This window comes from Nostoc sp., assembly GCF_036917535.1.
GTDB lineage: Bacteria > Cyanobacteriota > Cyanobacteriia > Cyanobacteriales > Nostocaceae > Nostoc.
The window spans coordinates 1-11,973 of the sequence record NZ_JBALDA010000102.1 but is presented as its reverse complement, the minus strand read 5'-3'; the positions used below and the strand labels follow the sequence as shown (position 1 = coordinate 11,973).

At 44.0% G+C, this 11,973-nt stretch carries 11 protein-coding genes and 2 pseudogenes; 3 read left to right on the top strand and 10 right to left on the bottom strand.

Features of this window, described 5'->3' with window-relative positions:
- Positions 1 to 98: 98 nt before the first annotated feature.
- Together V7K56_RS34065 and V7K56_RS34060 are read left to right on the top strand one after the other, a co-directional pair.
- Positions 99 to 359, top strand: a pseudogene (locus V7K56_RS34065) (transposase); the annotation flags it as partial.
- A gap of 52 nt (positions 360 to 411) precedes the next feature.
- Positions 412 to 3,990, top strand: a complete 3,579-nt coding sequence (locus tag V7K56_RS34060; protein ID WP_334918106.1) for a two-partner secretion domain-containing protein — start codon at positions 412 to 414, stop codon at positions 3,988 to 3,990.
- Positions 3,991 to 4,107: 117 nt separating this feature from the next.
- Here V7K56_RS34060 and V7K56_RS34055 read toward each other — a convergent pair whose 3' ends face one another.
- The 6 genes and pseudogenes from V7K56_RS34055 to V7K56_RS34030 form a co-directional block, all read right to left on the bottom strand.
- Entirely contained in the window at positions 4,108 to 4,230 is a 123-nt protein-coding gene (locus tag V7K56_RS34055) for a hypothetical protein (RefSeq protein WP_334918104.1), read from the bottom strand.
- Positions 4,214 to 4,549, bottom strand: a pseudogene (locus V7K56_RS34050) (type II toxin-antitoxin system HigB family toxin). Before V7K56_RS34050 ends, V7K56_RS34055 begins: the two are co-directional and overlap by 17 nt.
- Positions 4,510 to 4,989: an IS630 family transposase gene (locus V7K56_RS34045; RefSeq protein ID WP_334918102.1), complete on the bottom strand. Its 480-nt coding sequence runs from the start codon at positions 4,987 to 4,989 to the stop codon at positions 4,510 to 4,512. The pseudogene V7K56_RS34050 and the gene V7K56_RS34045 overlap by 40 nt, the downstream one beginning before the upstream one ends.
- 106 nt (positions 4,990 to 5,095) lie before the next feature.
- Positions 5,096 to 5,491, bottom strand: a complete 396-nt coding sequence (locus tag V7K56_RS34040; protein ID WP_334918100.1) for a helix-turn-helix domain-containing protein — start codon at positions 5,489 to 5,491, stop codon at positions 5,096 to 5,098.
- A 110-nt stretch (positions 5,492 to 5,601) separates the two neighbouring features.
- Positions 5,602 to 6,510, bottom strand: a complete 909-nt coding sequence (locus V7K56_RS34035) for a HEAT repeat domain-containing protein (RefSeq protein ID WP_334918098.1) — start codon at positions 6,508 to 6,510, stop codon at positions 5,602 to 5,604.
- Positions 6,511 to 6,542: 32 nt separating this feature from the next.
- Positions 6,543 to 6,782 (bottom strand): hypothetical protein, encoded by a 240-nt coding sequence (locus V7K56_RS34030; RefSeq protein WP_334918096.1) that lies wholly within the window; start codon positions 6,780 to 6,782, stop codon positions 6,543 to 6,545.
- A gap of 352 nt (positions 6,783 to 7,134) precedes the next feature.
- On the opposite strand from V7K56_RS34030, the gene V7K56_RS34025 reads away from it, so the two are divergent.
- The gene (locus V7K56_RS34025) at positions 7,135 to 8,406 is read left to right on the top strand and encodes a HEAT repeat domain-containing protein (protein ID WP_334918094.1); all 1,272 of its coding nucleotides are present in this window, start codon (positions 7,135 to 7,137) and stop codon (positions 8,404 to 8,406) included.
- A gap of 31 nt (positions 8,407 to 8,437) precedes the next feature.
- On the opposite strand, the gene V7K56_RS34020 is transcribed toward V7K56_RS34025, so the two are convergent.
- From V7K56_RS34020 to V7K56_RS34005, 4 genes are all read right to left on the bottom strand, one after another.
- Positions 8,438 to 8,734 (bottom strand): DapH/DapD/GlmU-related protein, encoded by a 297-nt coding sequence (locus V7K56_RS34020; protein ID WP_334918092.1) that lies wholly within the window; start codon positions 8,732 to 8,734, stop codon positions 8,438 to 8,440.
- 130 nt (positions 8,735 to 8,864) lie between these two features.
- Positions 8,865 to 10,307 carry a glycogen synthase GlgA gene (gene glgA, locus V7K56_RS34015; protein WP_334918090.1) on the bottom strand — a complete coding sequence of 481 codons (1,443 nt, stop codon included), beginning with the start codon at positions 10,305 to 10,307 and terminating at the stop codon, positions 8,865 to 8,867.
- 138 nt (positions 10,308 to 10,445) lie between these two features.
- Positions 10,446 to 11,417: a hydroxymethylbilane synthase gene (hemC, locus tag V7K56_RS34010; protein ID WP_334918088.1), complete on the bottom strand. Its 972-nt coding sequence runs from the start codon at positions 11,415 to 11,417 to the stop codon at positions 10,446 to 10,448.
- A gap of 133 nt (positions 11,418 to 11,550) precedes the next feature.
- A complete protein-coding gene (locus tag V7K56_RS34005) occupies positions 11,551 to 11,751 on the bottom strand; it encodes a hypothetical protein (RefSeq protein WP_334918086.1) in 201 nt (66 codons plus the stop codon).
- Between the last annotated feature and the right edge of the window lie 222 nt (positions 11,752 to 11,973).

The window sequence follows — 11,973 nt, the reverse complement described above, 5'->3', positions numbered from 1 at the left end:
CTTATTTGCCTCAAAAACCTTCACTTGATATTTATCCCAAAGACTTGCCTGCCCTTCCTCCTGCCGTTTTTTAATTCATCGAACTCACGTTAATTCGGATTTGGGTTGATGGTGGCTATCGCGGTATAGGTTTTACGCACTGGGTGATGGATGCTTATCGCTGGCTCTGGAGCGTTGTTACACGCTCTGAAGAACAGAAAGGTTTTGTTGTGCTCCCTAAGCGTTGGCTGGTTGAGAGGACTTTTGGATGGTTCAATTGGTGCCGCCGACTCAGCAAGGACTATGAGATTTTACCGCAAACTTCAGAGGCTTTTATTTATGTTGCAATGATTCGTTTAATGTTAAAACAGCTTGCGTAATCAAAATCACTTTCTCAAAACTTTTCAGACATCCTCTAAGGAAATTCATCAAATGGCTGAAAACTTACGCACTTCCTGGTGGCTGTTAAGGCTAATGATTTCTTTAGCTATTAGTGGCGCATACATCAATGCTGGGGATTGCACCTTTGCTCAGATTACGCCTGATGGTACTTTACCCAATAATTCTACTGTCAAATTAGAACAGAATACCAAAATTATTGAAGGAGGAACTCAAGCTGGAAGTAATCTTTTCCACAGTTTTGAGCAGTTTTCTGTACCCACTGGCAGTCAGGCTTACTTCAATAACGCTTTAGATATTCAAAATATCATCAGCCGTGTCACGGGTAGTTCTCCTTCTCTGATTGACGGTCTGATTAAAGCCAATGGCTCTGCTAACTTGTTTTTTCTCAATCCTAATGGAATTATTTTTGGGCCTAATGCCCAATTGGACATCAAGGGTTCGTTCATCGCAACTACAGCAAACCGCCTCAAATTCGCAGATGGCGCTATATTTAGCGCGTTTCCTCCTCAAAGCACACCTCTGCTAACAGTAAATGTTCCGATTGGCTTGCAATTTGAGGGAGCAGCAGAACCTATTGGTGTAGAAGGATCTGACCTCAAAGTGCAACCTGGTAAAACTTTAGCACTTGTGGGCGGTAATGTGACGTTGCAGGGAGGTGAACAAAGAGCTTTAGAACAAGCGAATTTGACAGCTCCAGGAGGACGGATTGAGCTAGGTAGTGTGGCTGGTGTTGGAGAAGTGAGCTTGAACCAGAAAGATAACGATTGGGTATTGGGGTACGCCTCTATCAATAATTATGGCGATATTCGATTACAAGACAAAGCGTATGTCGATGTTAACGGTGCTGGCGGTGGTGATGTTCAGATTCAGAGCAGTAATTTGATTCTGACAGGAGGCTCATTAATTAATGCTAATACACAAGGTACAGAGCCTGGTGGAGAGGTGCTTGTCCACACAACAGAGGCGGTGACTCTCACTGAGGGTTCGCAGATTACAGCCAATGTTTTACCAGAAGCGACTGGTGCTGGAGGAAACGTGACGATTGAAACTGGACAGTTGAATATTCAGGGCGATCGCTCAAGGATAAGAGCTGGCACTTTTGGCAAGGGACAGGGGGGAAATCTCACTGTTGGCGCCTCAGAGTTTGTGGAACTAGCAGGTACAACAAGCGGCTTGTTTACTGAAACTAGAGGTGCTGGAAATGCTGGAAAATTGACAATTACTACTCAACGGTTAAGTTCTCAAAATGGAGCGCGAGTATCAACTTCTACTTTAGGCGAGGGACAGGGGGGGAATTTGTCTGTAACCGCCGCTGATTCCGTGGAACTAATAGGTGCTGGTAGCAGCTTGTCTACTGGAACTCGAGGTGCTAGAAATGCTGGTAACTTGACAATTGACACTCGACGGTTAAGTTCTCAAAATGGAGCTACAGTATCAACTTCTACTTTAGGCGAGGGACAGGGAGGAAATTTATCTGTAACTGCCGCTGATTCCGTGGAACTAATAGGTGCTGGTAGCAGTTTGTCTACTGGAACTCGAGGTGCTGGAAATGCTGGAAACTTGACAATTACTACTCGACGATTAAGTTCTCAAAATGGAGCTACAGTATCAACTTCTACTTTAGGCGAGGGACAAGGGGGAAATTTGTCTGTAATCGGCGCCGATTCCGTAGAACTAATAGGTGCTGATAGCGGGTTGTTTACTGGAACTCGAGGTGCTGGAAATGCTGGAAACTTAAGAATTGACAGCAAACGTTTGAGTGTGCGGGATGGAGCGCTAGTATTAACTACCACCTCTGGTAAAGGACAGGGGGGAAATTTGTTTGTGATTGGTAGCGATTTGGTGGAATTACAAGGAAGAGGAATATTAGGAGGGCAGCAAATCCCTAGCTTATCTACTCAAACAAAAAATGTTGGCAATGCCGGAGACTTAACAATTATTACTGGGCAGTTAATTGTCGGAAATGGGGCACAGATATCTACTGGTTCTTTTGGTCAAGGAAAAAGTGGAGAGATGAAGGTTAACGCTGCTGACTCCGTGGAACTAATAGGTGCTGATAGCGGCTTGTTTACTGAAACTAGTGGTGCTGGAAATGCTGGAAACTTAAGAATTGACACCAAACGCTTGGGTGTGCGGGATGGAGCGCAAGTATCAACTGGTACCCTTGGTAAGGGACAGGGGGGGAATTTGTTTGTGATTGCTAGGGATTTGGTGGAATTACAAAGAACAGGAATATCATCAATAAATGGGCAGGAAGTCCCTAGCCTTTTAACTACTCAAACAAAAAATGTTGGCGATGCTGGAGAACTAACGATTATTACTGGGCAGTTAATTGTGGGAAATGGGGCACAGATATCTACTATTTCTTTTGGTCAAGGAAAAGGTGGAGAGATAAGGGTTAATGCTTCTGATGTTGTTAACATTTTTGGAGTTGCCATTGAGAAAACGGCAAGTGGGTTATTTTCACGTACTTATCAAGGAGGGCTGGGAGGAAACATCATTATTGATACCAATGCTTTTCGGGTAGCAGACAATGGGGTTGTAGATGCCCGCACTTTTGGTGAGGGAAAGGCTGGCAATATCACAGTTAATGTGAAGACTTTGGAAGCGGTTAATGGTGGACAAATCCTTGCCAATGCTTTCAAAGACAGCAGTGGCTTTGCAGGTGATATCACAGTTAATGCTACTGATCGGGTAACTATATCTGGTAGTGCTCCTTTCAAACGGCTTGTCCGAGGACGTGATCAGAGTTTGCTTGAGGATGAGTCTGTTAACAGTGGCTTGTTTGTTCGCTCTCAAGGGTCAGGAAGTGCAGGCAACCTTCAGGTACAATCTCCTTTGATTAGCTTAGACAAGGAAGGGCAAATCACTGCGGAAACCGCATCCGGTAATGGCGGTAATATTACACTCCAAGACTTAGATTTTTTATTGTTACTAAGCGGCAATAATCAAATATCTGCTACCGCAGGCACTAATCAACAGGGTGGAGACGGCGGTAACATCACGATCAATGCTCCTGATGGCTTCATTGCCGCCAAATCAAATGAAAACAACGACATCACTGCCAATGCTTACAGTGGCAAAGGGGGAACCGTCACAATCAACATTTCTGGTATTTTTGGTATCCAGCCCCGCTCTAATCCAACTTCTTTGAGTGACATCACTGCTAGCTCTCAGTTTGGTGTAAACGGCACTGTAGAAATTAACACACCTGATGTAGACCCCAACAGTGGCTTAGTCAATTTGCCAACCGTACCAGTTGATACCCGAGTAGCACAGGGCTGTACCGCAGGTAGCGCTGTAGCTAAGAGCAGTTTTACAATTACTGGACGCGGCGGCTTACCACCTAATCCGGGTGAAGCCCTCAGCACTGACGCAGTGCAGGTAGATTTGGTAACTCTCAAGCCAGAAGTTAATAAACCTTCTAGTACAGCAGTTTCCACAAATCCGATTAACCCAACACCAGATCGTATAGTAGAAGCTACTGGTTGGGTAATTGCTGCTAATGGCGATGTAATTCTCACTAGCTCTGCACCCACAGTCACGCCTCATTCTTCTTGGCAGAGGACAGCCGATTGTCGTGCGTTGAATCAACACCAGGGAAGTTAAGCAACTTACACTATCTATTTTTAGTAAAAACGCGATGCAAGTGGGGCAAAAACATGGCAAGAAAAAAATTTAGATTACGGAAAATCAAACGCTTTTTAAGTGTGCTGCTACTTTTAGCTATGTTCTTAGGCGCTCTGCCACAGCTAAAACGCAATCATACTCCTCTTGTGTCTCAATCACCTTGGGAGCAACTTCAGCTAGCAGACTACTATAAACAACTTGGTCAAAAGTAAAGGTCATTTTTCCATCTACCTTTGTCGTATTCGGCATGAGTTAGAAAGTATTTGTAATAAACCGTTTGGTTTTCGTAGTCAATACCGACAATCAGGTGATAGCCTTTGATGTTAAAGACAGTAAAATTTCCAACCGCTTCAGCATCTCGATAAATCTGACGAATGTCCTCCAAGTTCTACCATTCCACTTTCTTGACGGTTGCGTACCAGTCGTCAATTTGCTTTTTGATATCGGGGTACTGGGCAGCATCAATGCGGAGGTTACGAATCGCAATTATAGCGGTTCTCAGTTGGGTGCAATATAGTAACAGCAGTGGGTGAACCATCCAATAATATCCTTTTTAGTTACTGCACCCAAAGCATTTGTAATAGCCTCATCTAACTGTTGATATGTTCTAGCAGCTTGCGATCGCAAAAACTCTTTCACTTTCGACCAACAGTTTTCAATTGGTGAAAAATCGGGAGAGTAAGGAGACAAGTAAACTAATCTTGCCCCAACAGATTCAATTGCTTCTTGGATACTTTTAACCTTGTGGGAACTGAAATTATCCATAACTACACATGCACCCGGCCAAAGTTTAGGAACCAAAACTTGAGTGACATAAGTGTAAAATGCATTGCTATCTGTGCCTCCTTGAAAGGTCATTGCGGCAATAATCCCGGACATAGACATAGCCCCAATCATTGTCACATTTTTCCCACGTCCATCAGGGCGATCGCCATAAGCACGACTACCTTTAGGGGAACGAGCAAAATGTCGAGTCATGGCGATGTTAACCGGAGGCGGAGCGTCTCCGGCTCCGCTCCCGCTTCATCGATAAATATCAGGTCAGCTAGGTTTACAGTTCCAATTGTTGTCCAATACTCTGCTCTCAGTTTTTGTACTCGCTCAGTGTATCGCTCACTGGGATGTATTGTTTTTTTTTGCGGGTTAGATTCAGCTTTTGGGTGATTCTTCCCATTGTGGCTCGACTTATTTTCACTCCAGCCCTTTGTTGCAGACGCTCGCACAACTCCACCAAAATCGCATCATTATCTTCTTCGACTAAGAGCATCACTAAAGCTATTTGCTCGCTATTTAACTTGGCTGATTGACCTCCACCGTGGGGTTTTGCTTCAACGGTTCCACTACTTCGGTATCTTCTAAGTAAACTCTGAACAAAACTTAGACTGACACTAAATCGTTTTGCTAGTTCTCGTTGAGAGCCTTCTTGATTATTGTATGCATTTATCACTTTTTCACGGAGGTCAGTGGAGTATGCTTTCATCCCATATATACTTACAAATTACATTCTCCATTCTCTCATCCTGTATTGCACTCAAGTGAGAACCGCTATAGATGTATTCGTCTCTACGTTCTCTGAACATATTCATCGTCTTATTCCCAAGCATCTTCCTCTAACTGTCTTTCAATTTGAGAAATTGCCAACTTGAACACTGCCTGAACCCCCGCTTCCCCTTCTTGAGTCAATGCAGCTTGCAGGGGTTTTAAAGCAGCGTCATCGCCAATCTTCATCAATGCCAAAGCCGCTGCTTTTCGAGTTTCCAAATCGGCATGATGCAGTAACTCGACGAGGTTAGGAATCGCTGGTCGATAACTCAGGCTACCCAAAGCAGCAGCAGCTTCACACCGCACAATTTCAGATGGATCGGTGAGGGCATTAACTAAAATATTAAATGCTCCTTCTTCAGTACCTTCTTCAGCAATTTTAGCGATCGCACCCACCACCGCAGCGCGAACCTCAGCCGAGTCTGAGTTAATCTCTCGATATAAATATTCCTTCGCCTCTGCTCCAATAAATCCTAACGCCCATACTGCATATCCTTTGGCACTTTCTGGATACTCGTTTGATGCTAAGATTTTTAGTAATGCTGGCACAGCAGGCTTACCTATCTTGGCCAGCGCTCCCACTGTCGAGGCTTTGACCACCGTATCTTCATCATTTAACAGAGCCTTGACTAAGGTTGGAATTGCGATCGGGTCAGCGATCAGTGTCAGGGTTTTGGTGCTAGCTCGTCGCACAACTGGGTTTGGGTGATTTGCCACAGCTTCCATCAATAAAGGGGCCGCTGGTTTACCGATTTTCCCCAAAGCCTCTGCAAAACTCAACCTAACCATCCCCCGTGAGTCTCCCATACTCTCAATCATTTGCTTGAGTAGGTCTTGGTCATCAGGGTTGAAGGTGTTTAAGCTTAATTGCTCACTCACCGCTGCAAATAAAGCATCAGTTTCTGCCTGAGACAGATTTAACGAATCCTCCCCGGATTGAGTTTTGGAGTTGAGCATATGACTTATAGCTAAATTATCAAGATAGATTACTAATTGCTGACGCTCAGGGCAGCTTGGTGATTGCGGAGTTCCTGGAGGGCAGAATCAATCTTGGCAAGCTCAGGCTCCAGTTTTGCCATGACGCTTACTCTCATTAACTTAGCCCGTTTTGCTGTTTCCATAGTTTCTTGGACTAAACGTTCTCGATATTGCTCAAGTTCTGCAATCACTTCTGCTACATCTTGAGCGGTTACGTTATCGGTTGTTTTGAGTTCCGAGGTTTCATCCATAAGTTTTATTTCCTAAATGCGTGTTTATATAAACAATCTGTAGTCAGTATTCCAAAGAATGTTTGTATTTGGTTAGTCGCTAAAGAAAAGCAACTAACTAATAGCTGACAAATGTATATGTTTCGATCTTCTCAGATCACGTTACCACTGGTAAAGCTTTTTGATGGAAATCTTCAAAAGTCAAATCTAACTAATTATCCTCAAATAGCTACATAGAGACTTTTGATGCTTCTGATCAATCCCAAAATAGAATTTATCCGCTATTTCCCAATTCCCAATCCCCAGTACCCAGTCCCTAGTACGATAGTAAACATGACATCTGAGCAATTATCCAAGAGCAGTTTACAGATCAATGGATAAACGTTTTTTTAAAATGTTTGGGCTAACAGAAGAAGAAGCGATCGCAATTATTGATACACCATTAGAACAACTCGAAGACGCTTCTGATAAGTATATTGCTGTTTCCCATTTAATTAACTTTCCGACTGAACAATCAATCGCGGCTTTGGTACGGGCAATTGAAACTAGTAACCCTGATGAGTTAGACCATCGGATTGTCCGACGCAAAGCTGTGGAAAGTCTGGGGCGATTGCAGGCACAATCAGCTTTACCTGTAATTCGGCAATGTCTTAAAGATGATGATATTTATACTGTTGAAAATAGCGTGTGGGCGATCGGAGAAATCGGGACTAAAGATCCAGAAATTCTCGAAGAAGTGGCGCAATTGCTAGATAAACCAGGTCAAATCTATCGAGTCATTATTCACACCCTAGCTAATGCTGACTATCAACCCTCCCTAGAACGTGTACTAAATTTTACCCAAGTTGAGGATGAACCTACCCGTAGTGCGGCGATCGCTACAGTTTGTCGCTTTACAGGTGACTATTCCCAAATTACTGAGGTGATGGCGCTGCTGCAAAGTTCCAGCGTTAATGCACGGCGCGGTTGTATTCAAGACCTGATTGATTCCCGTTACTACAAAGCCATCCCAGAAATTGCCCGTTGTCCTGTATCTTTGGTATTTCGCTTGCGAGCATTGCGGATGCTTTTGGATGTAGGTGTCCCTAGTGGTGAAATTACCTTTACAGAAATTCAACCTTACTTAGAGCAAGTACTCTACGATCATCCTAATGACCTCGATCTAGTACATGAGTATGATGCTACTCCTGGTCTAGATTTTGTGATTAACGAACTCTACGAAACCGATTTTGGACGGTGTTATTTAGCGACAAAAACTTTACTGGAAATCTATTCGCAAGAAGCACCAGCAGCACTGTTAGCAACTTATTCAGACAAGGCATATAACGATTATGGCGCTCATTATCATGTAATGAAACTTTTCGGGTGGCTCAAATATGCTCCTGCCTACGATTTGTTAGTAGAAAATCTGTATAATCGCGAACCTCAGTTTCAGAAATCTCGTGCTGCGTGTGCGATCGCTCTTGGTGAATTGGGTGATTCACGAGCAATTCCTGAACTCAAAATTTGCCTAAATACGCCGATTTGGGACTTGAAATATGCTTGTTTATTAGCACTAGACCGCTTAGGAGACTCGTCCGGTCGGGAAATTTGCGCTCATGATGCTGACTGGTTAATTAGGGCGAAAGCGACGAGTACTCAATAGTTAGAGTTAGAATTCAGGAGTTATATTAAGCCTAGATATCCGTTACTTCCCGGATAACACGGCAGGGGTTGTCGGCAGCTAACACCCCGGTGGGAATGTCGTGGGTGACTACGCTGCCTGCGCCGATGACGCACCCCGAACCGATTGTCACACTTGGACAAATGACAGCCGCGCCGCCGACCCACACATCAGAGCCGATCTCGACCGACTTGCCAAACTCCTGCTGGCGGCGCAGCTTTGCGTTAAGCGGGTGGGTGGCAGTATAGATCTGCACCCCTGGGCCAAACAATGTGTAATCTCCGATTTTGACCTGGCAGACATCGAGCACAACGCAGTTGAAGCTAAAGAAGCACTTGACTTTTGACTTTTGATTTTTGACTTCTGCGCAGCGGTACTAGCAACTTGAGTTATTTAAAGTTACGAGTAGAAACGCACATCTGTACGCTTCTACTGGCGGTTTAGGATTTGCTACTGGTGACTACTTCGTTTAAAACTAACTCCGGTTCTGGTGTCTTCTCTTCTTCTTCTGGCAAACCGTAAATTGACCTGTACAATTTCACATACTGCTTGGCAGATTGATACCAACTAAAATCTTGACTCATGCCCCGTTTTTGTAATTCTTGCCATTGCGGTTTGAAACGGAAGCCTTCCCAAGCCCGGATCATACAAGTGAAAAGGTCTAGCGGTTCATAGCGGTCAAAGCAATAACCAGTACCTGTAGCATTTTCAGGGTCGTGATGGCTTACAGTGTCAACTAATCCACCTGTACGGCGGACAATCGGCACACAACCATAGCGCAAAGCCATCATTTGGCTAATACCGCATGGTTCAAAACGACTGGGCATCAAGAAGGCATCAGTCCCAGCATAAATCCGACGAGACAGGGCATCGTTATACAACAAGTAAGTTGCCATACGTCCCGGAAAGCGGGATGCTAACTGCCACATCTGAGTTTCATAGTAGCGATCGCCTGTACCCAACAGTACAAACTGTGAATCTGTATAAGATAGGAAGCGATCAAGGATTTGCAATATCAAATCAATGCCTTTTTGCTCCACTAATCGGGTAACAATTCCAATAAAAAAGGCTTTGGAGTTGACTTCTAATCCTAGTTCTTGTTGCAAAGCAACTTTATTGGCTTTGCGTTTTTCTAAAGTATCAGCAGTGAAGGTTTGCTCAATGTATTTGTCATTCTCTGGGTTATAAACTTCGGTATCAATACCGTTAATAATCCCAGATAATTTACCACTAATAAAAGACAGCAAACCTTCTAATGTTTCACCGTAAGTAGGTGTCTTGATTTGCTCGGCATAGGTAGGCGAAACTGTATTTACCTGATTGGCAAATTGTACCGCCGCCGCCATTGTGTTGTGTCCTTGCATGTACCAGGGACACCAAGTAATTTTCTCTAAATACCAACGCCACGGCCCTTGATAAGCCAGATTATGGATGGTAAACACTGTGGTGATATCAGGATCTTGGTGCATCCACACCGGAATCATCCCTGTATGCCAATCGTGGCAATGGATAATTTCTGGCTTCCAGTAATTCCAGGCGAACTCGGCTGCACCATTAGCAAACAATGTGAACCGCCAATCTTCATCTTCTCCAGAATAGATGCGGCGGGGCATGAAAGCAGGATGGCCGAATAAGTACAAGGGAACATCAGTACCAGGCAGAATACTTTCATATACTGCAAAGTGCTGAAACATGGCATCTCCCCACCAGATGGGTTCATAGGGAATTTCCATTTTGTCTGGCAAGAAGCCGTAGTAAGGCAAGAATATCCGCACATCATGCCCCATTTCTCTGAGGACTTTAGGTAATGCCCCGACAACATCACCCATTCCTCCTACTTTCGCAACTGGTGCTGCCTCTGCTGCAACAAATAGAATCCGCATGGTAATTTTTGCTTCCCTGAGTCTATATTGTCAAATTAACTTTTTGAAATCCCGATCAACGCGACAAGTCGCGTCTGGCACATCATTTAGTGCAACAGCGATCAATTATTATCTAATCACATCAGCCTGCTCAATTGCTTAGGAACCTCGTTGAATCACCGCAAAAATTTCTGATAAAATTTCTTGCGCTCCTTGTTTTCGCAACAGTTCTGCTAGTTCTGTGCCTAATGCTTCGGCGTTATTGGCAATCCCGGTAACGGTATCTTTGACGAACTTTTGACCATCTACACTGGCAACTATCCCGGTTAAGGTCAAATTCTCACCAGATATTTCTGTATTTACACCGATAGGTACTTGACATCCGCCCTCTAAAGAGCGAAGGAAAGATCGTTCGGCGAGACAGCGATCGCGTGTTTGGGGATGTTCGATCGCTTTGAGTAGAGATATCAATTCATGATCATCAGCACGGCATTCTATCCCTAAAGCACCTTGTCCAACGGCGTGGAGAGAGATTTCTTTAGGGAGAATTTGATGAGTGCGATCGCCCATTCCTAATCTTTCTAACCCTGCTGCTGCCAAAATTAAGGCATCGTATTCGCCTGCATCCAGTTTTGCCAACCGTGTAATCAAGTTTCCCCGCACATCCTTAAAAGTAAAGTGGGGAAAGTGGTGGCGTAACTGTGCTAACCGCCGTAGCGAAGATGTACCAATTACCGCACCTTCTGGCAAAGTATCGATTTGTTTATCTTTGTGCTTTTCATGCACCACTAATGCATCTGCTGGGTTTTCTCGTTCAGTAATTGCTGCTAACGTTAACCCTTCTGGTAAGTTAGTCGGCAGATCCTTGAGAGAATGTACGGCAAAGTCAATCTCTTGATTGAGCATTCCAAGTTCAAGTTCTTTAGTAAAAAGTCCTTTATCGCCAATTTTAGCTAACGCTACATCCAAGATTTTATCGCCTTGGGTAGACATGGTGTGGACTTCAAAAGTGATATCTGGATAGCAATTCTTGAGTTGCTCTTGTACCCAGTAGGTCTGAACCAGAGCAAGTTGGCTTTTGCGCGAGCCGATGCGAATAGTGCGTGGGGGACTAGAAACAACTGAAGTCATAAAACAATATAATATCGCAGGCGATAAATTCACTCTCATCTAGACTACCGTAGTCAGTGACTCATACGAATTTTGGGTTTTGGATTTGGGATTTTGGATTACATTTCTTTACCAAAAGCTTGTTTGAGGAATCTCAAATATATAGAGGAGAGTCGGGAGTAAAGAATAGACAATGGGGAAAAGGAATTTTCATTGCTCCTTGTGAGCGCACTTTAGCTAACTCTTGAGTCTGTTGTTGAACGCAGTGTTTTAATTCAGCGTTGAGTGTTTGTAGCTGTTTATAAAGTTCTGACTGTTGAATGGCGATCGCAACCTGGGTTGCAAGTTGCTTCATCAACGAAACTGACTAAGATTCCCATACACGCAGGCGATCGCACTGATGAGCAATTAATAAGTCCCAAAGATTAAAGGTAAAAGCAGGTGTTTTGCTATCTAGTTAAGCTGCTCGCGCAATCAAGCTGCTAAATCCGGATTTCTCACGAGTCAGAAAAAAACGTTTGGATTAGCCCGATTTGGGATGATTCAATTGATACATTGCCCAAATTGCTCTAGAGGG